This is a genomic window from Streptomyces cavernae (genome assembly GCF_004023625.1).
GTDB classification, from domain to species: domain Bacteria; phylum Actinomycetota; class Actinomycetes; order Streptomycetales; family Streptomycetaceae; genus Streptomyces; species Streptomyces cavernae.
Genome location: NZ_RPDJ01000050.1, coordinates 1 through 22,656, shown reverse-complemented (window position 1 = coordinate 22,656; position 22,656 = coordinate 1). Strand labels below are relative to the sequence as shown.

Sequence of the window (22,656 nt, the reverse complement as noted above, 5' to 3'; positions counted from 1 at the left end):
CCCGTCCCGCACACCGGAACCCCGGCTGCAAAACACGGCCGTGCCGGCCACGTCGCGGACGGACGCACGCCGCCGGGCCAGCCCGGCCACGTCTGGTACGCCGCCTTCGGGTCCAACATGCACCTGGCGCGCTTCCGGTACTACCTGTCGGGCGGCAGGCCCCCCGGGGGCCGCCGCACCTACCCCGGCTGTCGTGACACGCGGCCGCCGGAGCGTACTCGGCCGGTGACGCTCCCGGGCCAGCTGTACTTCGCCCTGGAGTCCCGGGCATGGACCGGCGGTATGGCCTTCTACGACCCGAACGGCGGCGGCGGAACGCCCGCACGCGCCTATCTGCTCACCGCCGAGCAGTTCGCGGACATCGCCGCTCAGGAGATGTGCCGGGAACCCGGGGCGGAACTCGACCTCGCCCCGGTACTGGCATCCGGCCGCGCCGAGATGGGCCCCGGGCGCTACGAGACGCTGGTCTGTCCCGGACACCTGGACGCGCACCCCGTCCTGACGTTCACCGCTCCCTGGCACATGCACGAGGTCCGGTGGAACGCGCCGAACTCCACCTATCTGCGGCACATCGGTTCGGGCCTGAACGAGGCGCACGCCTGGCCGGGCGCGCGCATCGCCCAGTACCTGGCCACGCGGCCCGGCACGGCGGGCCACTGGACGGCCACAGCCGTGACCACCCTCCTGTAGGGCTCGCAGCCCTCAGGGCTCCCAAGGGCCAAGGGCACTCAGGCGCCCGCCAACTCCGTCAGCAGCTCGTGCAGCGGCTTCGTCGCCCGCTGCCGGTACTCCTGGATCGCCCAGCCGTTGCCGTCCGGGTCCTTGAAGTACATGAACGTGGCGCCGTCGTCGGGTGCGAACTGCACCGGCTCGGAGACATCGAGGCCGCGTTCGCGCAGTTCTTCGTGGGCCGCCTTGATGTCCGGGACACACAGCTGCAGACCCTGGTAGGAGCCGGGCGCCGGGTGCGGGCCGGGCATGGTCTCCCAGACGGTGTCACCGAGGGCGATCGAGCAGCCGGAGCCCGGGGGCGTCAGCTGGACGATGCGCATCCCCGGCATCACCTCCTGGTCGATGTCGACGTGGAAGCCGACCTGGTCCCGGTAGAAGTCCCGGGCCCGGTCGATGTCACTGACGGGCAGTGGGATCACTTCGAGCGTGTACTGCATGCCTGGTCCTTTCGAAAACCTGTCCCTGTCCCTGCTGTCCCTGCTGTCCCTGCTGTCCCTGCTGTCCCTGCTGTCCCTGCTGTCCCTGCTGTCCCTGTCCTGTTTGTTGACGTGGTCCCTGGTGCTGGCGTCTCTGTCTTCTCGGCTGCCTTTGCCGTCTCCGCTGTCTTTGTCGTCTCTGTGGCTGTGGGGTCTGTGGTCTCTGTCGTCCCCGTCACTCGAATCGCCAGCGGGTCTGGCTGAACGGCTCTCCCTTACCGAAGCCGAAAACCGTCTGGGGCGCCACCGTGAAGACGAAAGCTCGCCCCGGCCCGTGGTGGAAGCAGCCACCTCGCACCTCGAAATGCCAGAAGCTGCCGTACTTGGCCTCCCACAGCCCGGCCAGCTCGCGCAGACGGTCGTCGTGGGAGACCCGCACGGCCTCGCCCTCCACCACCAGGTCGTAGCCCTCGTTCCAGGTGTTGGTGCCCGTCGTCAGGACGACATGGGGGTTCAGCGCCAGATTCAGCGCCTTGCGCTCCTCGGGGCCCGTGCAGAAGTGCAGCGCCCCGTTCGCCCAGACCGCGGGCAGCGGTGTGACGTGCGGCCGTCCGTCGGGCCGCACGGTCGAGATCCAGAAGAGCTCCGCCCCCGCGAGCATCGCCTCCACCTCGGACCAGGCGGGCGCGACGGCGTCCTCGCTGCTGTAACGGGGGTCGACCCGCCCCTGTGGTCCCTTCATGACGCCGATGTCCATGACCGTCCATCCTTCCGTGAGCACGACGGCACAGTTCCTCCAAGGACAGACCCCGTGCCCGGCCGAAACTCATCGGTGGTCCCGCCCAGGGGCTTCCTCGAGGTACTCCGGTTAGGCTCAAGGCCGTACGACCTTGATCCGACGCTGATCCGACATCGATCCAACAAAGATCCAACAGTGATCCGACGCTGATCCGACTCGAGCCGACGGGAGGGCCGGGGAATGACCGTGCCGGGGCGCAGAAGCAGTACGTTCAGCAGGCTGCTGCGGCACGGATTCACCGATCCCTCGGCCGCCGAGCGACTGCTGGACGCGGTCGAGCTGGCGCCCGTACGCAATGACCCGGTGCTGCTCGACGCGCTCGGGGCCACCGCCGACCCGGACCTGGCACTGTCCGGACTGGTACGTCTCCTGGAGGCGCAGCCGGACCGGGAACTGCTGGACACCCTGGTCTCGGCCAAGCCGCTGCGCGACCGGCTGCTCGGTGTGCTCGGGGCGTCCGCCGCGCTCGCCGACCACCTCGCCCGGCACCCCCGGGACTGGCACGCCCTGGTGATGTACGAGCCGCACGACCTGCATCCGGGGACCACCGAGTTCGAGCGCGGGCTCGCCGACGCCACCGACCCGGTGTCGCTGCGCGTCGCCTACCGCCGCTGTCTGCTCTCCATAGCCGCACGGGACGTCTGCGGCACCACCGACGTCGCCGAGACCGCTGCAGAGCTGGCCGACCTCGCCACGGCCACACTGCGTACCGCGCTCGCCATCGCCTGCGCCGCCGCGCCCGACGACGCCGCCCTGTGCCGGCTCGCGGTCATCGCCATGGGCAAGTGCGGCGGCCATGAACTCAACTACGTCTCCGACGTCGACGTGATCTTCGTCGGTGAACCGGTGAACGGCGCCGACGAGGGCAAGGCGGTGAGCTCCGCGACCCGGCTCGCCTCGCACATGATGCGGATCTGCTCCGAGACGACGGTGGAGGGCAGCATCTGGCCGGTCGACGCCAATCTGCGCCCGGAGGGCCGCAACGGCCCCTTGGTGCGGACGCTGAGCAGCCACCTCGCCTACTACCGCCGCTGGGCCAAGACCTGGGAGTTCCAGGCGCTCCTCAAGGCGCGTCCGGTCGCGGGGGACATGGAGCTGGGCGAGGAGTACGTGGCCGCGCTCGAACCGCTCGTCTGGAAGGCCGCCGAGCGCGAGAACTTCGTCACCGACGTGCAGAAGATGCGCCGGAGGGTCGTCGAGAACATCCCCGCGGCCGAGATCGAGCGCGAGCTGAAACTCGGTCCCGGCGGTCTGCGCGACGTCGAATTCGCCGTGCAACTGCTGCAGTTGGTGCATGGACGAGGTGACACCGCCCTGCGCAGCGGCACCACGCTGCACGCACTCGAAGCACTGGCCGCCGGCGGTTACGTGGGACGGTCCGACGCCGCGCAGCTCGACCGGGCCTACCGTTTCCTGCGCTCGATGGAGCACCGCATCCAGCTCTACCGGCTGCGCCGCACCCACCTCGTGCCCGAGGACGAGGCCGATCAGCGGCGCATCGGGCGGTCGTTGGGACTGCGCACCGAGCCCGTCCCGGAGCTGAACCGCGAGTGGAAGCGGCACGCGGCCGTGGTACGGCGGCTCCACGAGAAGCTGTTCTACCGGCCGTTGCTCGACGCCGTCGCCCAACTCGCGCCGGGGGAGATCCGGTTGAGGGCCGAAGCGGCACGGGAGCGGTTGGTCGCGCTCGGGTACGCGGACCCGGCCGCCGCACTGCGGCACCTGGAGGCACTGGCGTCCGGGGTGAGCCGGAAGGCGGCCATCCAGCGAACTCTGCTGCCGGTGCTGCTGGGTTGGTTCGCGGACTCCGCCGACCCCGACGCCGGTCTGCTCAACTTCCGCAAGGTGTCGGACGCGTTGGGCAGGACTCCGTGGTATCTGCGGCTGCTGCGGGACGAGGGCGCCGCCGCCCAGAACCTCGCCCGGGTGCTGTCCGCCGGGCGGCTCGCGCCCGATCTGCTGATGCGGGCGCCGGAGGCCGTGGCACTGCTCGGCGACGGTGACGGCGACGGAGGCGGCCTGGAGCCGCGCGACCGTACGCACCTGGAGCGGGAGATCCTCGCCGCCGTGGGGCGCGCCGGCGACGCCGAGGCCGCCGTCACGGCCGCGCGCGGAGTACGGCGGCGGGAGCTGTTCCGTACTGCCGCGGCCGACATCGTTGCCTCCTACGGGGCCGAGGATGCCCCGGAGGCCGGACAGGGGGCACTCGTGGACCGGGTCGGCCCGGCCGTCACCGACCTGACGGCCGCGACCCTGGCCGGAACCCTGCGGGCCGTGGTGCGCGCCGGCTGGGGGGACGGGGAGGAGGCGATGCCCACCCGGTTCGCCGTCATCGGCATGGGCCGGTTCGGCGGGCACGAACTGGGCTACGGATCCGACGCCGACGTACTCTTCGTGCACGAGCCGCGACCGGGCGTGGACGACCAGGAGGCCGCCGAGGCCGCCAACGCCGTGGCCGAGGAAATGCAGCGGCTGCTGCGGATACCCAGCGCGGATCCACCGCTGCTGATCGACGCCGATCTGCGGCCGGAGGGCAAGTCGGGGCCGCTCGTACGGACGCTGGCGTCGTACGAGGCGTACTACCGGCGGTGGTCGCTGGTGTGGGAGTCGCAGGCGCTGCTGCGCGCCGAATTCGTCGCCGGGGACGAAGAGCTGGGGGCCCGGTTCCTCGAGCTGATCGACCCCTTGCGGTACCCGGCGGACGGGCTCGGGGACGCGGCGGTACGGGAGATACGGCGGCTGAAGGCACGAATGGAGTCCGAGCGGCTGCCGCGCGGCGCGGACCCGGCCCTGCACACCAAACTGGGGCGGGGCGGGCTGTCCGACGTCGAGTGGACGGTGCAGCTCCTCCAGATGCGGCACGGGTGGGCGGAGCCGGGGCTGCGCACCACCCGCACCCGCCGGGCGCTCGCCGCCGCACGCGATGCCGGACTGTTGCCGGCGGAGCAGGTCGCGGTCCTGGACGAGGCATGGGTACTGGCGACCCGGGTGCGCAACGCGGTGATGCTGGTGCGCGGCCGGGCGGGGGACACGTTCCCCTCCGAGAGCCGCGAGCTGGCCGCAGTGGGGCGTTACCTGGGGTACGGTCCGGGGCACGCGGGCGACATGCTCGACGACTACCGGCGGATCACACGGCGGGCTCGGGGCGTCGTGGAGCAGCTGTTCTACGGGACCGGCACAGGGTGACCGCCACGCGGGCCCGACCACCGGCCCCGCTCCGGCCCGGCTACCGGACCCGCGTCCGTGATCCGCTCGGGCCCGGCTACCAGACCCGCGCCGGTGATCCACTCCGGCCCGGCCACTACCGGACCCGCTCCGGCTCCGAGTCACCGGACCCGATCCGGCCCGGCCACCCGGCCCGCTCCGGCTTCGGTCACCGGACCCGTTCCGGCCCGGCCACCGGACCCGCACCCGTGTCCCGCTCCGGCCCGCTCCGGCTTCGGTCACCGGACCCGTTCCGGCCCGGCCACCGGACCCGCACCCGTGTCCCGCTCCGGCTCGGCCGCCCAGTCGGCACCCACCCAGTTCGGCACCCGCCAAGTCGGCACCCACCCAGTTCGACAACCACCAGGTCGGCCCCCGTTCGGCCGACGCCCGAACCCCCACCACCGGCACCGACGTCGTATCGTCTGCGCCCGGTGCACGGGCCCGAGCCCGGGCGGGCCGTCTGAGCCGCCGTACGTACGGGAGAGCGCGCCGCCTCAGTCCGTGCTGCGTGGGGTCGAGGCGCTGCGGGCCGCGGCCCAGCGCTCCCTGAGCCCGGCGGACGAGGCCTCGGCGGGGATCCGCGGGAGTGCGTAGGGCAGGGCGCCGTACCAAAGGCGGGCGACCAGGAAGCCGAACGCCAGGCAGATCATGCCGCCCACCGCGTCCAGCCAGAAGTGGTTGGCCGTGGCGACGATCACGACCAGGGTGGCCGCCGGGTAGAGCAGCCCGAGGACACGGACCCACGGGACGCGCGCGAGGGCGTAGATCGTCAGCCCGCACCACAGCGACCAGCCGATGTGCATCGAGGGCATCGCCGCGTACTGGTTGGACATGTTCTTGAGATCGCCGGACGCCATCGAGCCCCAGGTCTGGTGCACCAGCACGGTGTCCACGAAGCCGCCGCCGGACATCAGCCGGGGCGGTGCCAGCGGGTAGAGGTAGTAGCCGAGCAGGGCCACCGCCGTGGTGGCGAAAAGGGCGAGGCGCGCCCCCGCGTAGCGTCCCGGATGACTGCGGTAGAGCCACACCAGGACACTCAGCGTCACCACGAAGTGCAGTGTCGCGTAGTAGTAGTTCATCCCGATGATGAGCCAGTCGACCGTGTTGAGGACTCGGTTGATGTTGTCCTCGACGGCGATGGACAGATGGTGTTCCAACCGCCAGAGCCAGTCGGCGTTGGTGAGCGCCTCGGTCCTCTGTTCCGGAACGGCGTTGCGGATCAGCGAGTACGTCCAGTAACTCACCGCGATCAGCAGGATCTCGAACCACAGCCGGGGCCGGCGGGGCTTCCGCAACCGGCGCAGACGGGCCTGGCCCGCCCGCCCGTCGGCCTCGTCCGCGACGGGCGACGAAACGGCCCGGGGCCGATCCTCCAGAGTCGTCACGGTGGTATCGCCCATGAGGAAAAGTCTGCCAGACAAACCGTCCCGTACCGATCATCCCCTGGTTGGGTCCGGATCGCATGTTCTCCACCTTTGGGCGTTATGGGCGGCCCGGGTTATCCGACTTACGAACGATTTCTTTCCCTTAGGGGCCGAGGCCGTCGACCCCCCGCACCACCCTTGCGGATCATGGGCGGCGGCGGGGCCGTGAAGGGGTCAGCGGGGAGTCGTCGAAGCCCACCACCGAGACGTCCCTGGGTACGCCGGGGCCGCGCTGCCGGAGCGTCGGCCGCCCGGACATCGCCGAGCGCCATCGTGTCGCCCGCGCGCACCCCCGTCGTGCGTCTCCGTCGTGCACCACCGTGCGTCACCGTGGTGCACACTGCCGGCACTCCCGTTCGAGGGGTGACGCGGCCGCCGCCTGACGACCTCAGGGGGTACGGCGAGTGCCGGCCAGTCGCTGTGCGACGCCCCGTGCGCTCAGCCAGAGCAGGTCCTGCCCGGCACGGACGAAGCCCGACGCTCCGCGGCTGGCCTTCGCGCTCAGATACACGCCACCTCGGATACACGCCCTCTCGGATACACGCCCTCTCGGATACCCGCCTTCTCGGATACATGGCCGCAACCGCCGTCCTGATCGCCGTCCCTGTGGCCGCCGTCTTCTACCTTCGTCTTCTACCTTGGTCGGCAGAACCCGGTGACCGGCCTCACCGCAGGTGGGACGAAAGGCTGACCAGCGTATGAGAAGGGCCTACGTAAACCGAGGAAAACCTGCGAGCCTCAGTATTCATGTCGGCCCTGCCGACAGACTCCCTCTGTGAACCAACCAACCCAGCCGAACCGACTGAACCGAGCAAACCGATCAAGGACGACATGAGCCAGCACTCCGCCGATCCGGCCCCGGCCGCCACGACGTCGGCCCTCGCCACCGTCGCCCGACACCGCGACTGGTGGCGGGACGCCGTGATCTACCAGGTGTATCCGCGCAGCTTCGCCGACAGCGACGGCGACGGCATGGGTGACCTGGAAGGCGTACGCTCCCGACTTCCGTATCTGCGCGACCTCGGTGTGGACGCCGTGTGGCTCAGCCCCTTCTACGCCTCCCCGCAGGCCGACGCCGGCTACGACGTCGCCGACTACCGCGCCGTGGACCCCATGTTCGGCTCGCTCCTGGACGCCGACGCGCTGATCCGCGACGCCCATGAGCTGGGGATCAGGGTGATCGTCGACCTGGTGCCGAACCATTCCTCCGACCAGCACGAGTGGTTCAAGCGGGCGCTGCGCGAAGGCCCCGGCTCACCGCTGCGGGACCGCTACCACTTCCGGCCCGGGAAGGGCGAGAACGGCGAACTGCCGCCCAACGACTGGGAGTCGATCTTCGGCGGACCGGCCTGGACCCGGGTCACCGAGCGTGACGGCACCCCCGGCGACTGGTACCTCCACCTCTTCGCACCCGAGCAGCCCGACTTCAACTGGGACCACCCGGCCGTCGGCGACGAGTTCCGCTCCATCCTGCGGTTCTGGCTCGACATGGGCGTCGACGGCTTCCGCGTCGATGTCGCGCACGGCCTGGTTAAGGCCCCGGGCCTGCCCGACCTGGGCGACCACGAGCAGCTCAAGCTGCTGGGAAACGATGTCGTGCCGTTCTTCGACCAGGACGGCGTGCACGAGATCTACCGCCAGTGGCGCACTGTCCTGGACGAGTACGCGAAACGAGAAGCACCCGAAGGGCCCTCCTCGGAAGCGCGGTGGTGGGAGACGGGCGGGCGGATCTTCGTCGCCGAGGCCTGGACGCCGACGGTGGAACGCAGCGCCAACTACGTGCGCCCCGACGAACTGCACCAGGCCTTCAATTTCGAGTACCTCACCACCCACTGGCACGCGGCCGAGCTGCGCGCGGTGGTCGACCGCACCCTGGAGGCGATGCGCCCGGTCGGCGCCCCGGCCACCTGGGTGCTGTCCAACCACGACGTCACCCGGCACACCACACGGTTCGGCAACCCGGCGGGCCTCGGCACCCAGATCCGGCTGGCGGGCGACCGTGAGCTGGGCCTCAGGCGCGCCCGTGCGGCGACCCTGCTGATGCTCGCCCTGCCCGGCTCGGCGTACATCTACCAGGGCGAGGAACTGGGCCTGCCGGAGGTCGTGGACCTGCCGGACGAGGTGCGCCAGGACCCGGCCTACTTCCGCGGCGCCGGTCAGGACGGCTTCCGCGACGGCTGCCGGGTGCCGATCCCGTGGACCCGCACCGGTCCCTCCTACGGCTTCGGCGACGGTGGCAGCTGGCTTCCGCAGCCGCGGGAGTGGGGCGAGCTCAGCGTCGAGGCGCAGACGGGCGTCACGGGTTCGACGCTGGAGCTGTACCGGTCGGCGCTCGCGGTCCGGCACGAGCACCCCGACCTCGGTGCCGGGGACAGCGTGACCTGGCTCGAGGCGCCTGAGGGCGTACTGGCCTTCCGGCGCGGCGAATTCGTCTGCACGGCCAACACCAACGGGACGGCCGTGCGGATTCCCGGATACGGGCGCGTCCTCGTGTCCAGCACTGAAGTCGTCGTGACCGACGGCGAGTTCGAGCTTCCCGCGGACACCACCGTGTGGTGGGCCGGCTGATGTGCGTCAGACCCGGTGCCGTGTCGCAGCGTCGGCGCGGCACCGGGCCCGTTCGTAGCGCCGGGCCAGCGCGTGGAAGGCCTCCTTCGGCTCCCAGTGCCAGTTCGATGCCGGGTCGCCCGGCCGGTCCTGGATCGGCTTGACGATCGCGTAGCTGACCATGTCGAGGTCGTGGCGCGGATCGTCGGGCCGGTGCGGTGCGTCCGCGGTGACGAACTCGAAGGCCTGCGCCGCGTACAGGCCCATCGACTCGAAGACGTCCAGGAGCCCGGTCAGATACGTGGCCTGTGTGCGCTCGCTGCGGACCAGCCCCTCGTTCACCTCCGGCGGCTCCTTGGAGTAGTCGACGTTGTACCAGCCCATCCCGCCCTGTTCCGGCGCGCCCCGGAAGGTGCAGGCGCCGAACTCGGTGATGGCGAGCGGCTTTCCGTGCCGCAGGTACTTCCTCAACTCCCTGACGTACTGCGCCGGTCGGCGGTGGTACGAGTAGTAGTCGATGCCGACGACGTCGAACAGGCTCCAGTCGACCCGGTCGTCCTGGGCCGCCGCGTAGCTCAGCTTTCCGCGGAACACCGACCGGCCGACCTTCGCGGCCTTCGCGAGGAACACGTCCAGTTTCCGCTGCATCGCCTCGAAGTCGACGTTCCCCTTCAGCAGGTTCTCGACCCTTTCCAGCGCGTCGGCGCCGGGCACAATCCCCGGCACGAACAGCCAGAACTCGCAGCCCACGGCGAGGTCGACGGCGGCACCCTGCCGGCGCAGCCGCTCCGCGCACCGGCCGGTCTCCGCGAGATGGTCGAGGATCTCCCGCTCCGGGGCGTCGCCCAGCGTCGGCTGCGCCCAGATGTGCAGCCCCCGCTCGGCTGCCTCCGCCATGGTGGCGGTGAGCCGCTCCACGCCGTCCCCGGTGACCTCGATGGAGTCGGCGTGCAACTCGCGCTGGATGGCGCGCAGATCGCGGCGCATCCGCGCCGCGTTCCACGCGGTGCCCGGGGTCTCGCCCGCGCCGACCGTGTACACCACGCCCCGGTGGGTCAGTCCCTGCTGGGCCGGGCCGCGCTGCATGGCCTGAGCCGGGCCCGCGCCCGCGCCCGCGGCCAGTAACGCGGCGCCGGCGCCCGCGGCTCCGGCCAGGAACCGCGCTCGGCTGATCGACATGGCCGCCTCCCGTTGCTGAGTGCCTGAGATGTGCCCTCAGCCTGCAAGCCGGCCGCGGCGGCAGTCGTCGGCCGATGGTCTACGGCGCCGCTCCGGAAGTCGGCGGGAGCACGAGGGGACGCCGACGGAAGTTCCACGACGCCTTGCTGACAGACGCCTTGCTGACATTCCCTGCGACGGACGGCACCGACACGGCGCCCGCCCTCCACGCCGGGAAGAGCAACTGCTGACGAGCGGGCCCGGATGCGTGGTGCACTCGTCTCCCGCACCGGCTGACGGCGCACTACCGTGGTCGGGCAGGCCGACTCGCGGCCTGCCCCTGCGCATGCCCTCGAGGGGCGGCCCCGATGAACGCACGCGGTGAACGCACCCGCTCCACGGTACTGGTGGTCGACGACGCGGCGGCCAGCCGCTACGCCATGGGGGCCGTGCTGCTGCGGGCGGGCCACACGGTCGTACCCGTCGCCAGCGCCGGGGAGGCCCTCGTCGAACTCGACCAGCGGCTGCGTGCCGGCGCACTGCCCGATGTGGCGCTCGTCGACGTCGGACTGCCCGACATGAGCGGCTTCGAACTGTGCCGCAGGCTGAAGGCGTGGCCGCTGCTGGCCCAACTCCCCGTCGTGCACTTCTCCGCGGGCACCGCGGCGGCCGTCAACCGCTGCCGCGGCCTGGACGCCGGAGGCGAGGCCTATCTGTCGGTGCCCGCCGAACCCGAGGAGATCCAGGCGGTGGTACGGGCCGCGGTCCGTGGTGCCCGCCCCGCACCGGCGTCGAGGCACACGTACGCGGGCTGGAACTGCTCTCCGCGGCGACCGCCGCCGTGCAGGCCGCGCGCACCCCGACGCAGCTCGCCGTGGCGGCGGCCGAGGGCACCGCCCGGCTCACCGGCACCGCCGCGGCCGCCTTCGTCATCGACCAGGACGGCGAACTGCACAGCGGCCTCGACCACGGCGAGGACCGGGCCGCCGCACCACCCGACGCGGGCGCGCACGACGCGGTGGCACGGCTGCTGTCCCGGATCGGACAGGCACGCACCGGCGAACACGGCACGGTCGTGCCCGCTCCGCTGTGGCCGCCGGGCTTCTTCCGGCCCGGCGACCCGGACGACGCACGGCTGGTGCTCGGCCTGGCTCCGGACGGCCGGCCCCAGGTATGTCTCGCGCTGCCCGCCGGCCCGGTCGCCCCGGCGACCGAGGCACTGCTCGACCGACTCGCCCGGGCGACCGCACTGGCCGCCGAACCCCTGCTGATGTACCGGATGGAACGCCAGGTCGCGCTGACCCTCCAGCGCAGCTTCCTGCCCCGGCGGCAGCCCGAACTGCCGGGCGTCGACGTCGCGGTCCGCTACGTCCCGGCGTCCCGGCGGACCGAGATCGGCGGCGACTTCCATGTGGCGCTGGGCACCGCCGACGGCATCCTCGCCGGCGTCGGCGACGTGGTTGGGCACTCACTGGACGCGGCGGCCGTGATGGTGGAGATCCGGCACGCACTGCGCGCGTACTGCGTCGAGGACACCGACCCAGGGAGGCTGGTGGCGCGGCTCGACCGGATGCTGCGCCACTACCACCCCGACGCGACGGCGACCGTCTGTCTCACCCTGGTCGAACCGGTCACCGGACGGACCCGGATCGCCAACGCGGGCCACATCCCGCCCCTGGTCCTCCGGGCGGGCGGCGGCACCCACTACGTCGAGGGCGCGGGCCCGCTGCTGGGACTCGGTCTGGACCGGCCGCCGCCGGTGGAGACGGTGCTGAAGCCCGGGGACCGGCTGCTGATGATCACCGACGGGCTGATCGAGACGCGCGGCACCGACCTCATGGACTCCCTGGACCACCTGCGGACGGCGGCCGCCGAGGCGCCGCCCGAGGTCGCCGGGCTCTGCGACGCCCTGCTCGACCACTTCGGACGAGACCGGGACGACGACATCGCGCTGCTGGCGCTGCGAGTGCTGGAGCTAAGGGCTGTCCCGTAATCCCCGGCGGATCAGCACGCCGCGTCATGGGGGTCCCCCTGCTCGAGCGAAGTCGAGAGCTTGGGGGAGCGGTGCATCGCAAGGCGGAGGGGCGCTCGCATACTGGACGTATTCGGGCGATCCGACAACGCAGCGAGGTGCCGTAGCTGTCGTCGTGCGCCCGCCGGGGATTACGGGACAGCCCTTAAGGTGAGAGTCCCCGCACGACAACAGGAGCGTTCATGCCGCAGATCACCGTCGACTACTCCGAGTCCCTCGCCGACGCCTTCGACCGGCGCGGTTTCGCCGGGGCGCTGCACCCGGTCGTCGTCGAGACGACGGCCGCCAAGCTGGAGGCGTGCAAGACACAGTTCCGCCGCACCGAGGACACCGTGGTGGGCGGCAGCGACACCGGTGAGGCGATCGTGCACGTCACCATCGGTCTGCTCGCCGGACGCACCGACGAGACCAAGGCGAAGCTGACGGGGCAGGTGCTGCAGCTCGTACGGGAGTACCTGAAGCCGGCCGAGGGCCTCGGGCTGCACGTCTCCGCGGAGACACGCGACCTGGACCCGTCCTACCAGAAGTTCGACAGCTGACCGCCATCCGGCGTGCGGCACGACCGGACTGTCAACAGACCGCCTGGCCCCGCTGTCCCTGCAGGGCCAACTCGGTGAGCCGGCCGACGAGGACGCCGAACGTCCCGTCGGCCGGCTCGTCCGCGAGAAGACCCACCAGCAACGCGGCCATCTCCGCGTCGTACGCCGCGCTCACCGCGGCCAGCGCGGCGAAATCATGGACGAGCTGCGACTCCAGTTCCGCGCGCGGGATACGGCGGCCGTCGAGCCAGATCAGGGCCGTCGACTCGGCCAGCGAAATCCATGAACGAATCACCAGCTCCAGCCGTGCGGGCGGATCCACGATGCCGAGATGCGCGAGGATCTGAACGTACGCGGCCTGCCGCACGGAGTCGACGAGGGCGTTGGTGGTGGACGACCCCACCGCCGGGCCACCCCGCATCAACGCCGAGAAGCCGGGCCCGTGTTCGTCCACGAAGTCGAAGAAGCGGTGCATCACGCGCAGCAGCCGGGCACCGAGCGGGCCCTCGTGCGGCTCGACGAACCGCTGTGCCAGTTCGTCCGCCGCCCGCTGCAACGCGGCCTCGTACAGGCTGAGTTTGCCGGGGAAGTAGTGGTAGACGAGCGGCCTGGAGATGCCCGCGGCCGAGGCTATCTCGTCGATCGACACCTCGTCGGGCGAGCGGGTGCTGAAGAGTTCGAGTGCGACCCCGATCAGCTGCTGCCGCCGCTCCTCGACAGCCATCCTGCGCCGGACCCCCATTGCCATGCGAACACCTTACCGATCGAATCCAGCCTTAAGCTGACCGAGTTGCGCACGGAACAACGAAAGGCACGGGGGTGCTCCATGCGAAGGCGCGGACGCGTGAACGGAGTTGTGGGAGCCGGGCTGTTCGCCCTGATCCTGACGGCATGCGGGGCGGGCGGCACGGACTCCGCCGGTACCGGCGGAGAGGCGGGCGCGGGTTCGGACGAGGGAACGAGCAAACCCGCCGCGGCCACGGCACTGCCGGTCGAGTCGACGGCAAGGAAGGCGACGTGGACCGACCGGGGCGCGACGCATCAGCTCGAGGTCTCACCGAAGCGGCTGGCGCGCGGCACGGCGGCCGACCTGAAACACGTACGGCTCGACGACGACCTGAAGGGCATGGTGCCGTACTACCTGACCGTCAGCTACACCAACACCGGCTCGGTGCCCGTGGGCGGAGCGGGCCCGCAGGCGAGCTTCACCGTCACCCTGGCGGACGGCACGCCCGGCCGGGCGATCTCCCTGTGGAACGCCAATCCCCTTGCGACCAAGGCGAGTCCGTCCCTGCCCGACAACTGCGACAAGGCCGGCCCCGCCTCGGTGGCGCCCAATGACACGGCCACGGTGTGCCGGCTGGTGATGCTGCCCAAGGGACATGATCCGGCGACCGTCGTCTACTCCGACGAAGCCGGCGACACCCTCCTGTGGAAGGTCGGCGACGGCAAGGGAGACGACAACGGGGGCAGCCTGCTTGCCGCGGGCACGACCGCCGACTCTTCGTACGAGGGCCTCACCAACAAGGGCGCCGTGCCGATCCGTGTCACTCCCAGGAGTGTGCGCGCGGGGAGCCTCGCGGACCTCGCCGACTACGACCTGAGCGACACGCAGAAGAACCTCGTGCCGTGGTACGTGACCTTCGAGTACCGCAACGTCGGCAAAGAGAAGCTCCTCCCGGCCATGGACGACGGCGTCGGTCTGCGCACCGCCGGCGGCCGCGACATCCAGCCGGTGCCCCTGCTTGACTTCTCCTTCGCGGGCCGCGGCGAGGCCGAGGGTATCGACCAGTGCCGTGGCCACGTCCCCAACACCCGCCTGGAACCGAACTCCGCACTGACCCTCTGCACCGTCCACCTCCTCAAGAAGGGGGACCGGCCGACGATGGTGTCGTTCGAGGGGGAGGGCAAGGGCGTGAAGACGCTGACGTGGCGGGCGCTCTAGGCAGCACTTTGCGAGGGGCGCCTTGCACAACTCCAGGTGCTGCAAGGAGCCCTCGCCGTAACGGGCGTCGGTGAGAAAGACCGGTGACGCATGCCTTCGTCCAGGTCGAAGAGCGACAGCTGGGCCCCGGGGTGCGGACGCTCTCGCCGCACGATGACCCGTGTCCCGCCCGGGTAGCCGGCCAGATCGATCATGCCGGTCAGCTCGGCGACTTCCGCGCCCTGGCGCAGGGTGCCGTCCTGTTCGAGTGCGGGATGCCAGACCTGCTCGGGCAGGGCTCGGATCGCCTGGCGGACCGGCTCGGTGACGGCGTATCCGACGGAGAAATGGGTGAGGATCCCGCGTGAGCGCAGTGCCCGGAGGTGTTCCAGGAACGCTTTCGTTCCTCCGGCACTGTCCGCGCGGATGAGGATGGGTGTGCCGTAGCGGTGGGCGTCGGGGAACTGGGCAAGCGCCTGGTCGAGGACGGTGATGTGGTCGGCGGCGGTGTTGGCACCGGCGTTGCCGGGCCTGAGCACTCCGGCCAGGGCTTCGCCGGTGTTGTCCAGGAAGCACAGCAGCGGGTGGTAGCCGAAGCCGCGCTTGTAGGTCGCCGCCGCCTGCTCCTTCTCGGAGTGACAGGTGACCAGGGTGGCGTCGAGGTCCAGGACAAGACCGGGCAGGCCACGTCTGCCTGCGCGGGCTGCTGGTATCCCCGCCCTGGTCTCGGCGGCCTGTAGCCAGGCGATCTCCCGGGCGGCGTCCCTGGCGGTGCGCAGGCGGGCAAGTGCAGCCGAGCCGACGCCGGCCAGCAGGCGCCAGGCGGTCGGGGTGGAGGCGACGGGGCCGAACACCTCCGCCTGGTCACGCAGCAGGGCCGGGTCCGATATCGCTTCGCCGCCGTCGGTGAGCATGACGGCGAGAGTTCGGGCGCCCCCCGACAGTGCTTCTGTTGGTCCTTCATCGCCCACCCGGACTTCGGGTGTTGCGACGTTCATTAGAACCCGAGACGGGCGGGCGGGGCTCGGTGCGCGTCGCCTGCAGGGGGTCGAGGCGTGCGCTCCCCTTTCCCGGTTGGGGGTGCCGGGCGGGGGGCTATGGCGGCTACGCCAGGTTCACGGGCTCGAATTGGCGGGAGCGGGTCAGTCGTGTGGTGAGGGTGCCGATGAGGTATCCGGCGGACAGAAGGGTGAGGGCGAGGACCGTGCCTGGCTTGGCGAGCATGTCGGTGAGGACGGCGGCGACCACTCCGGTGCGGGTGTGGACGGAGGACCACAGGCGCGGGTCGTGGATCTTGGCGGCGAGTTTGGTGGTGAGGCTGTCGCTCTTGCGCGCGGTCTTGGCCATGGTGCGCAGGTCTTTGCCGGTCAGGGGTTTGCCGAGGAGGACGAGGTCGGTCCAGCCGGCGAGTCCGGCGATGATCCAGCCGGTCGAGTGGCCGGCATCGATGGCGAGCCAGAGTCCGGCGGCCAGGGTGCTCAGGCGTGTCCAGGCGCCGAAAGCGGCCGACCGTTCGAGGTTGTCATGCCTTCGCGGGCGGAGGGAAGCGTGCTGACGCGGCGGAGCCGCAGGACGCCGATCCAGTCCAGGGAGAGGCTGGCGGGCATCACGAGGGCGGCGAGGGCGTGGATCGTGAGGAGCGCGTTGTCGAGCGACATGGTGGGCCTCTCCGGCATGGGTGCCGCCGGAGCCGGTGACGGCTCCGGAGGCTGGGGACAGGGGGTTACTTGCCGGCCTGGGCCTCGGCCTGGTGCTTGAGATTGTTGACCCAGTTGTGGAGCGAGTTGTCCAGGGCCGCCTGCAGGACGGCCTGGTTGGCGTCGACGGGGGCGCCGGTCCAGGACTCCTCGGTGTGGACGAGGACGCCGTCGGCGGTCGGGGTGAACGTCCACACGTGGACGGCGGTGATGCCCTGGGCGGGGCCGCCCCAGACCAGGCGCTTTCCGGGGTCGACCTGGCGGACGGTGGAGGTGATGCCAAGGCCCTCGGTGGTCCAGCGGAAGACGGAGCCGGGGCGGAGGCGTCCGGGGGTGTCCTTGACGACCGAGACGACGTTGGGCTGCCAGGTGGGCCAGTTCTCGACGTCGGTCTGGATCTTCCAGATGGTGCGCAGGGGGGCGTGGATGAGGATGTTCTCGCGCGTGATCACGGGGGCGTTGTGGTCGATCTCCACGTCGCCGGTGTGGGCGATCAGAGCCTGGGTGGGGGTGGCGGGCTTGTCGTCACCGAGGGCGTAGGCGGTGCCGGTGGCCAGGAGGAGGGCGCCGGTGGTGGCGGCGAGGAACTTGGCCGCGGTGCGGATGCGCATGGTGAGGTCCTTGCGTGTAGGTGGGTTGGTTGGGGCCTCCTTGGGCGGCGCGGGTCCGCCGTGCCCAGGGGAGGGGGTGGGTCAGTTGTGGGGCTCGCTGTCGGGGATCCAGGAGCCGTGGATGCCGCCGGTGACGCGGCGCGGGAGGTGGACGGTGGCGATCCGGTCGAGGCCGGAGGCGTCCAGGACCAGGAGCTGGGAGGCGTCCTGCTTGAGGTCGGAGGTAACGGTGAGGAGGTAGCCGTCGTCTTCGCGGGTGGCGCCGGCGGCGGAGACGAAGACGGCTTCGCTGGGCAGGCGGGCGTCGCCGACCTGGTGGATGCGGCGGACGCCGGTGGTGCGGTCGTACTTGACGACGCCGTAGCCGCCGAAGCCTTCCTGGTCGGGGAAGGAGACCGCGTACTGGTAGCGGTGCTCGGCTCCGAGGAAGTCGTCGTTGAGGGTGGGGAATTCGACGGCGAGGTCGTCGATGATCTGCTCGTCCACGCTGCCGGCGTTGAGGTCGATGACCCAGCGGCGGGTGTAGGAGCGGGTGTTGGGCTCGGTGCCGCGGCTGGGGGCGCCGACCCACCAGTTCCAGGAGAGCTGGAAGCCTTCGCGGTCGACGGTGGGGCCCTCCAGGACGATGCGGCCCTGCGCGTCCTCGTAGGCGTTGGCGGCGTGGAGCATGTTGCCCGGCTCGATGGAGAACCAGCGGATCTTGCCGGTGCCCTGCGGGCGGCGGGGCATGACGCCGATCCGGGCCGGCTGGTCGTCGTTCCAGCCGTAGGGGATGCCGGAGTTCTCGTTCGGGTCGAACGTGACGGTGCCCTCGATGAAGACCACGTGGTGGCGGGTGATCGCGAAGTCGTGCTTGAGGGAGGCGGTCGCGTCGGGGATCTCGGCGCTGTGCGTGATCTTCCCCTTGGCGTCGGCCACGTAGTAGATCAGGTAGGGCGGGAACGGGGAGGAGCCGAAGAAGTGCAGTTCCCCGGTGACCGGGTCGGTCTTCGGGTGCGCGGTCATGGCGCTGCGCAGCTTGCCGTCGAAGTCGTAGGCGCCGACGGTGTCCAGGTCGGGGTTGAGTTCGAAGGGGAAGTTGGCCTCGCACAGGGCGAGCAGGCGTCCGGCGTGCTCGATGACGTGGGTGCCGGCGGTGCTGGCGGTCAGGTCGGGGCCGCTTTCGGTGAGGTAGGGGGCGCCGTCGAGGGCGGGGGTGCGGACCCAGCGGTTGCGATACCACTCGGCGCGGCCCTCGCGCAAGCGGATGCCGTGGACCATGCCGCTGCCCTTGAACCAGTGGGTGGGGGTGACGCCGGGCCTGGGGTTGTGGCTGTTGCGGATCAGCCGGCCGGTCAGTTCCGGCGGGAGGGTGCCCTCGACGGTCAGTTCGGTGGCGGTGATCTCGTCGACGGCGGGGGTGTAGTGGCCGATGAGGTACGGCTTGTCGGCGGTCATGGCGGGCTCCTCGCTTTGTGGATGCGGTGTGGCGGGACCGTGAGGGGAATGTCAGTCGCCCTGCTCGGCACGTGACTTGAGGCCGGCGAGCCAGGTGGTCAGGGAGTGGTGCAGGGCCTGGCCGAGCTGTTCGGCGGCGGCGTCGACGGGGGCGCCGCTCCAGGACTCCTCGGTGTGGACGGTGACCTGGCTGCCGGTCTGCTCGAACGTCCAGACGTGGACGCCCTCGATGCCGTTGGCTGGGCCGCCCCAGACCAGGCGCTGTCCGGGGACGATCTCGCGGATGGTGGAGGTGATGTCCAGGCCGTGGGTCTTCCAGTGGAAGGAGTTGCCGGGCAGCAGGGGGCCGTCGAGCTTGGCCTGGTCGACGTCCGCGTTCCACTCGGCCCAGGCGTCGATGTCGGTGTGCAGGGCCCAGATGCGCTCCAGGGGGGCGTCGATGACGGTGGACAGGCGGACGATGACGGGGGCGGTCTCGTCGATGGTGAACATGGCGGTGGTTCCTCTCGATTGACGTGGTGTCAGGGGCTGGGGAGTGTCAGTGGTCAGTGGCGGGCCGCTGGCTGCGGGACGGGCCGGTCGGCCGCCGGGGCTGCGGTGCGTCGGCGGGAGAGCAGGAGTGCGAGGGCGGCGGTGGAGGCCAGGATCACGGCGCTGATGGCGAAGGCGGTCCGATACCCGGCGGTCAGCGCCTCCAGGTGCGGTTGGTGGGTGGCCGCGTGGGCGGTGGCGGTGCCGGCGAGTGTGGCCAGGACGGCCAGGCCGATCGCGCCGCCGACCTGGCGGGTGGTGTTGACCAGCCCGCCGGCCAGTCCCGCGTCCTGGGCAGGGACGCCCTCGACGGACAGGGCGGTCAGCTGGACGAAGGCGATGCTGAGGCCGAGGCCGATGAGAATGCTGGTGCCCAGGACGTCGACGGCGTAGCTGCCGTGGGCGCTGATCCGCGACAGCCACAGAAGGCCAGGCCGTAGGCGTTGACCACCCAGGTGGTGCCGCTGTCCGACAGCCCCACGCCCGACCGGATCTGCGGCAGCGCCACGTTCACGATCGAGGTGGCCAGCATGACGGTGAACTGCGCCCCGGCGAGCGCCGCGAGAGCGGCTTCGGGGCTGCGGGTGGTGCCGGTGGTCTTCACGGAACACTCCTTGTGTGGTTAACCACTCACATGCGTGGCCAAGAGAGGCGGGGCTGCGTGCCCCGCCGAGAGTCCGGCCGCGCGGTCGCGCCGGCTCAGTAGTGCCTGATGCCGGCCGAAAGCGTCCGGGTCCAGGGGGCGTCCACCTCTTCAGCCCCCATGGAGACGATGAGATGGCACAGCATGCCCCGCGCGAAGAACTCCTGGACCTGCTGTTCCGTGCCGCCGGAGGCGCCGCGCACGTACTCCACCAGCCGGGCGTAGCCCTGCCGCACGGCCTCGCGCACGGCTGGCTCCGACACCGCCGCCGCCTGGGCGTGCAGCTGGATCAGCATCAGGTCGTTGTCGCTGATCAGCCGGGCGTACGCCTCGCCCATGGCCTTGAGGACCACCTCCGAGGAGCTGCCCTTGGCCTCGGCGGCGGCCCGCTCCAGGGCGGCTCGCACCTGCACGAAGCAGTGCTCGACCACTGCCGTGAACAGCAGTTCCTTGCTCGGGAAGAGGCGGTAGACGTATGCCTGCGAGATGCCCGCCGCCTTAGCCACCTCGGTCGTGGTAGTGCCCCAGTAGCCGCGGGCGGCGAAGGCGCCGATCGCGGTGCGCAGCACCGTCTCGCGGCGCTCCTCGGCGGTGGACAACTGGCGGGATCGTTCGCTCTTCATGTGAGTACTCAACCACTCACACTTTCTCGCGTCAACCCGTGGCAGCTCAATCCGTAGGCGGTGCTGCTCGTGGCCGGGCGGCGCGCGCCATGGGCCGGCGGGGCCGGATCGTCGGGGCTTGCAACCGGTGGGGCTCATGGCTCGAAGCCTGGCCCCATCCGCTGTCCACTTCCCAGCCCCGGTGGTGCCCGGCGCTGTCCACGCCTGTCCACCTGTCCGGCGCCGGACAGGTCGTCAGCGGCCGCACGCACCCGCTCCGGCCGGGCTTCGCGCAACAGACGCAAGTAACTCCTCCGCCAGGCGCTGCCGCATCGCCTGGAACGCGATGGGCGCCCGCCAGCGCAGGTCGGCCGTCAGCGTCTCCCGCGCGGCGTCATGCGGATACAGACCCAAGGGCGTCGACTCGATGAACGGCAGCTCCCGCAACCACTGGAACAGCCCCGGCGCGTCTTGGTCGGCGAGCACGGCCGCCAGCAGTTCCTCGGTCGACGAGTGGGCCTGCGCTGCCACCTCAAGGGCTCGACGATGAGCAGCGGAGGGAACCTCCCCGACCAGTCCGGCCACCAACGTGCGCAGCACCTCGGCCGACGGGGAGGTTGGTCGGTCGCCGACGGCGCGGGCGCGCCGGGAGCGGATCGGCGGGATACCCGGTACCAGCGGCTTCAGGCCGAGGCTGTCGCGCATGTTGGCACTGGCGTTGCCCGGGGACAGGGTGAACCTGCATGAGGTTCTCGTCGTAGTAGCGGAGTGTTGGCAGACATCCACGAGACCGGAGTGACCCATGTTTGCTATGTCACGTATCGCTATTGCAGCAGTAACGACCATCTTGGCTCTAGGCACGGCCGCCGCCACCGCGAACGCCGCGCCCGCGCCGACGAACTGCGTGGTCAACCTCGACTCAGACAGCAAGCAGTGCTACGGCACGTTCCGGGAGGCCGTCGCCGCCTCCACCTACGGACGGATCACCGACGCGCCGTTGTCGGCGAAGCACATCGACCAGAAGCTGGCCGACCGTCTCAAGGCTTCCTCGGGCACTACAGGGGCGCGGTCCGTGCAGCTCGGCGTTGTCTACACGGCCTCGAACTACGGCGGCTCCGCCATGATCTTAACCGCCGACAGAGGCTGTCGGAATGGCAACGGCCGGGACTTCGAGACCAACCTCGATGGCATCTTCGACAACTCCGTCAGCTCGCTGACCACTCTGTCCTGCTGGCTGGAGTTGTGGGATGCCCCTAACACCTCCGGTGTCCACCATGAGTACCAGCAGACGACCTCGTACGTCGGGGACCCGATGAACGACCGGGCGAGTTCGATCGCCATGCTGTAGGACACCCGGCACGCAGCGGTGCCCCGCCCCCGAGAAACGCGGGGCGGGGCACCGCTGCGTGCATGCCGACTACGGGCTAACCGAGTTCTCGCCGTCGGACGGGCACCGGTCGAGCACGGCTTCGCCTGCCTCAAGAGCTGGCGGACCCTCAGCAAATTCCGCACCGACCCCGCCCGCGCCGCCCATCGCCTGCGTGCCCTGCTCGTCCTGACAAACCCCGAAGTCGACCGCTGACGAACGATCTTCTCCGCAGACTCCCGCCCACGACCAGCTTGAGTACCCCGAGTACCCATCCGGTCTGTCAAGCCGCTCACGCGGCAGGGCCAGAACCCAAGATCTTCATCAGACTTCTAGTGTCCTGAGTCTTAGAAAAGCTGCATATTTAGGGTTTAGGGTTGGGTAGGCGGTTCAGGTAGCCGGCGAGGCGTTCGAAGATCTCGTCGGCGGACTTGGTCCAGGTGAACGGCTTGGGGTCTTCGTTCCAGTGCGCGATCCAGTCGCGGATGTCTTTCTCCAGTGCCTGGACGTTCTTGTGGACGCCGCGCCGGATCTGCTTGTCCGTCAGCAGGCCGAACCAGCGCTCGACTTGGTTGAGCCAGGAGGAACTGGTCGGCGTGAAGTGCATGTGGAACCGCGGGTGCGCCAGGAGCCACTTCTGGATGGCGGGCGTCTTGTGCGTGGCGTAGTTGTCACAGATGAGGTGGACGTCGAGCCCGGCGGGGACTTCCTTGTCGAGCTTGGCGAGGAACTTCTTGAACTCGACGGCACGGTGGCGGCGGTGCAGGGAGCCGATGACCTCGCCCGTGGCGGCGTTGAGCGCCGCGAACAAGGTGGTGACGCCGCCGCGCAGGTAGTCGTGGGTGCGGCGCTCGGGCATGCCGGGCATCATCGGCAGCACCGGGGCCGAGCGGTCCAGCGCCTGTATCTGGGACTTCTCGTCGACGCAGAGCACGATGGCGCGCTCGGGCGGATCCAGGTACAGGCCCACCACGTCGCGGACCTTCTCAAT

21 protein-coding genes and 2 pseudogenes are annotated in these 22,656 nt (G+C 70.6%); 8 read left to right on the top strand and 15 right to left on the bottom strand.

Annotated elements, in window-relative coordinates; all coding sequences use genetic code 11:
• Window positions 1-117: 117 nt before the first annotated feature.
• Window positions 118-690: a histone deacetylase gene (locus EF387_RS40825; RefSeq protein ID WP_128381702.1), complete on the top strand. Its 573-nt coding sequence runs from the start codon at window positions 118-120 to the stop codon at window positions 688-690.
• Window positions 691-728: 38 nt separating this feature from the next.
• On the opposite strand, the gene EF387_RS40820 is transcribed toward EF387_RS40825, so the two are convergent.
• Together EF387_RS40820 and EF387_RS40810 are read right to left on the bottom strand one after the other, a co-directional pair.
• The gene (locus EF387_RS40820; protein WP_128381666.1) at window positions 729-1,169 is read right to left on the bottom strand and encodes a VOC family protein; all 441 of its coding nucleotides are present in this window, start codon (window positions 1,167-1,169) and stop codon (window positions 729-731) included.
• 214 nt (window positions 1,170-1,383) lie between these two features.
• Window positions 1,384-1,890 (bottom strand): pyridoxamine 5'-phosphate oxidase family protein, encoded by a 507-nt coding sequence (locus EF387_RS40810; protein WP_420802689.1) that lies wholly within the window; start codon window positions 1,888-1,890, stop codon window positions 1,384-1,386.
• Window positions 1,891-2,127: 237 nt separating this feature from the next.
• On the opposite strand from EF387_RS40810, the gene EF387_RS40805 reads away from it, so the two are divergent.
• Entirely contained in the window at window positions 2,128-5,133 is a 3,006-nt protein-coding gene (locus EF387_RS40805) for a bifunctional [glutamine synthetase] adenylyltransferase/[glutamine synthetase]-adenylyl-L-tyrosine phosphorylase (RefSeq protein WP_128381664.1), read from the top strand.
• 515 nt (window positions 5,134-5,648) lie between these two features.
• Here the strand turns inward: EF387_RS40805 and EF387_RS40800 are convergent.
• On the bottom strand, window positions 5,649-6,554 hold the full coding sequence (locus tag EF387_RS40800) for a phosphatase PAP2 family protein (RefSeq protein WP_128381663.1): 906 nt from the start codon (window positions 6,552-6,554) through the stop codon (window positions 5,649-5,651).
• Window positions 6,555-7,409: 855 nt separating this feature from the next.
• Between EF387_RS40800 and EF387_RS40790 the strand changes: the two genes are divergently transcribed.
• A complete protein-coding gene (locus EF387_RS40790; RefSeq protein ID WP_128381662.1) occupies window positions 7,410-9,146 on the top strand; it encodes a glycoside hydrolase family 13 protein in 1,737 nt (578 codons plus the stop codon).
• Between the two features lie 6 nt (window positions 9,147-9,152).
• Here EF387_RS40790 and EF387_RS40785 read toward each other — a convergent pair whose 3' ends face one another.
• Complete coding sequence (locus tag EF387_RS40785; RefSeq protein WP_128381661.1) at window positions 9,153-10,304, bottom strand: abortive phage infection protein; 1,152 nt, start codon at window positions 10,302-10,304, stop codon at window positions 9,153-9,155.
• Window positions 10,305-10,651: 347 nt separating this feature from the next.
• On the opposite strand from EF387_RS40785, the pseudogene EF387_RS40780 reads away from it, so the two are divergent.
• Window positions 10,652-12,276: pseudogene (locus EF387_RS40780) on the top strand (SpoIIE family protein phosphatase).
• Window positions 12,277-12,497: 221 nt separating this feature from the next.
• Window positions 12,498-12,854 carry a 5-carboxymethyl-2-hydroxymuconate Delta-isomerase gene (locus tag EF387_RS40775; RefSeq protein WP_128381660.1) on the top strand — a complete coding sequence of 119 codons (357 nt, stop codon included), beginning with the start codon at window positions 12,498-12,500 and terminating at the stop codon, window positions 12,852-12,854.
• 31 nt (window positions 12,855-12,885) lie between these two features.
• Here the strand turns inward: EF387_RS40775 and EF387_RS40770 are convergent, their stop codons facing one another.
• Window positions 12,886-13,602, bottom strand: a complete 717-nt coding sequence (locus EF387_RS40770) for a TetR/AcrR family transcriptional regulator (RefSeq protein WP_128381659.1) — start codon at window positions 13,600-13,602, stop codon at window positions 12,886-12,888.
• Window positions 13,603-13,698: 96 nt separating this feature from the next.
• Between EF387_RS40770 and EF387_RS47220 the strand changes: the two genes are divergently transcribed.
• Complete coding sequence (locus tag EF387_RS47220) at window positions 13,699-14,799, top strand: hypothetical protein (RefSeq protein WP_162467309.1); 1,101 nt, start codon at window positions 13,699-13,701, stop codon at window positions 14,797-14,799.
• A 30-nt stretch (window positions 14,800-14,829) separates the two neighbouring features.
• Here the strand turns inward: EF387_RS47220 and EF387_RS40765 are convergent.
• The 9 genes and pseudogenes from EF387_RS40765 to EF387_RS40725 all read right to left on the bottom strand — a co-directional run.
• A pseudogene (locus EF387_RS40765) lies at window positions 14,830-15,701 on the bottom strand (transposase); the annotation flags it as partial.
• A 181-nt stretch (window positions 15,702-15,882) separates the two neighbouring features.
• A complete protein-coding gene (locus EF387_RS40760) occupies window positions 15,883-16,125 on the bottom strand; it encodes a hypothetical protein (RefSeq protein ID WP_128381658.1) in 243 nt (80 codons plus the stop codon).
• Between the two features lie 131 nt (window positions 16,126-16,256).
• On the bottom strand, window positions 16,257-16,436 hold the full coding sequence (locus EF387_RS40755; protein ID WP_128381657.1) for a hypothetical protein: 180 nt from the start codon (window positions 16,434-16,436) through the stop codon (window positions 16,257-16,259).
• Between the two features lie 65 nt (window positions 16,437-16,501).
• The gene (locus EF387_RS40750; RefSeq protein WP_128381656.1) at window positions 16,502-17,086 is read right to left on the bottom strand and encodes an SRPBCC family protein; all 585 of its coding nucleotides are present in this window, start codon (window positions 17,084-17,086) and stop codon (window positions 16,502-16,504) included.
• Window positions 17,087-17,167: 81 nt separating this feature from the next.
• Complete coding sequence (locus tag EF387_RS40745; protein ID WP_128381655.1) at window positions 17,168-18,523, bottom strand: carotenoid oxygenase family protein; 1,356 nt, start codon at window positions 18,521-18,523, stop codon at window positions 17,168-17,170.
• A 51-nt stretch (window positions 18,524-18,574) separates the two neighbouring features.
• A complete protein-coding gene (locus EF387_RS40740) occupies window positions 18,575-19,015 on the bottom strand; it encodes an SRPBCC family protein (RefSeq protein WP_128381654.1) in 441 nt (146 codons plus the stop codon).
• Window positions 19,016-19,068: 53 nt separating this feature from the next.
• Entirely contained in the window at window positions 19,069-19,665 is a 597-nt protein-coding gene (locus EF387_RS40735) for an MFS transporter (RefSeq protein ID WP_128381653.1), read from the bottom strand.
• Window positions 19,666-19,753: 88 nt separating this feature from the next.
• Complete coding sequence (locus EF387_RS40730) at window positions 19,754-20,320, bottom strand: TetR/AcrR family transcriptional regulator (RefSeq protein WP_128381652.1); 567 nt, start codon at window positions 20,318-20,320, stop codon at window positions 19,754-19,756.
• Window positions 20,321-20,554: 234 nt separating this feature from the next.
• The gene (locus EF387_RS40725) at window positions 20,555-21,004 is read right to left on the bottom strand and encodes a hypothetical protein (RefSeq protein ID WP_202918532.1); all 450 of its coding nucleotides are present in this window, start codon (window positions 21,002-21,004) and stop codon (window positions 20,555-20,557) included.
• A gap of 142 nt (window positions 21,005-21,146) precedes the next feature.
• Here EF387_RS40725 and EF387_RS40720 point away from each other — a divergent pair, with 142 nt between their 5' ends.
• Window positions 21,147-21,647: a hypothetical protein gene (locus EF387_RS40720; RefSeq protein WP_128381651.1), complete on the top strand. Its 501-nt coding sequence runs from the start codon at window positions 21,147-21,149 to the stop codon at window positions 21,645-21,647.
• Window positions 21,648-21,665: 18 nt separating this feature from the next.
• Window positions 21,666-21,881, top strand: a complete 216-nt coding sequence (locus EF387_RS40715) for a transposase family protein (RefSeq protein WP_128381650.1) — start codon at window positions 21,666-21,668, stop codon at window positions 21,879-21,881.
• A 148-nt stretch (window positions 21,882-22,029) separates the two neighbouring features.
• Here the strand turns inward: EF387_RS40715 and EF387_RS40710 are convergent.
• A partial coding sequence (locus tag EF387_RS40710; protein ID WP_128381649.1) for an IS630 family transposase occupies window positions 22,030-22,656 on the bottom strand: 627 nt, incomplete at its 5' end.

Bases quoted from the DNA above. Each gene is read 5' to 3' on its own strand.
- EF387_RS40825 (WP_128381702.1), top strand. From the start codon at position 118: ATGCACCTGGCGCGCTTCCGGTACTACCTGTCGGGCGGCAGGCCCCCC.
- EF387_RS40820 (WP_128381666.1), bottom strand. From the start codon at position 1,169: ATGCAGTACACGCTCGAAGTGATCCCACTGCCCGTCAGTGACATCGAC.
- EF387_RS40810 (WP_420802689.1), bottom strand. From the start codon at position 1,890: ATGAAGGGACCACAGGGGCGGGTCGACCCCCGTTACAGCAGCGAGGAC.
- EF387_RS40805 (WP_128381664.1), top strand. From the start codon at position 2,128: ATGACCGTGCCGGGGCGCAGAAGCAGTACGTTCAGCAGGCTGCTGCGG.
- EF387_RS40800 (WP_128381663.1), bottom strand. From the start codon at position 6,554: ATGGGCGATACCACCGTGACGACTCTGGAGGATCGGCCCCGGGCCGTT.
- EF387_RS40790 (WP_128381662.1), top strand. From the start codon at position 7,410: ATGAGCCAGCACTCCGCCGATCCGGCCCCGGCCGCCACGACGTCGGCC.
- EF387_RS40785 (WP_128381661.1), bottom strand. From the start codon at position 10,304: ATGTCGATCAGCCGAGCGCGGTTCCTGGCCGGAGCCGCGGGCGCCGGC.
- EF387_RS40775 (WP_128381660.1), top strand. From the start codon at position 12,498: ATGCCGCAGATCACCGTCGACTACTCCGAGTCCCTCGCCGACGCCTTC.
- EF387_RS40770 (WP_128381659.1), bottom strand. From the start codon at position 13,602: ATGGCAATGGGGGTCCGGCGCAGGATGGCTGTCGAGGAGCGGCGGCAG.
- EF387_RS40760 (WP_128381658.1), bottom strand. From the start codon at position 16,125: ATGGCCAAGACCGCGCGCAAGAGCGACAGCCTCACCACCAAACTCGCC.
- EF387_RS40755 (WP_128381657.1), bottom strand. From the start codon at position 16,436: ATGTCGCTCGACAACGCGCTCCTCACGATCCACGCCCTCGCCGCCCTC.
- EF387_RS40750 (WP_128381656.1), bottom strand. From the start codon at position 17,086: ATGCGCATCCGCACCGCGGCCAAGTTCCTCGCCGCCACCACCGGCGCC.
- EF387_RS40745 (WP_128381655.1), bottom strand. From the start codon at position 18,523: ATGACCGCCGACAAGCCGTACCTCATCGGCCACTACACCCCCGCCGTC.
- EF387_RS40740 (WP_128381654.1), bottom strand. From the start codon at position 19,015: ATGTTCACCATCGACGAGACCGCCCCCGTCATCGTCCGCCTGTCCACC.
- EF387_RS40730 (WP_128381652.1), bottom strand. From the start codon at position 20,320: ATGAAGAGCGAACGATCCCGCCAGTTGTCCACCGCCGAGGAGCGCCGC.
- EF387_RS40725 (WP_202918532.1), bottom strand. From the start codon at position 21,004: ATGCGCGACAGCCTCGGCCTGAAGCCGCTGGTACCGGGTATCCCGCCG.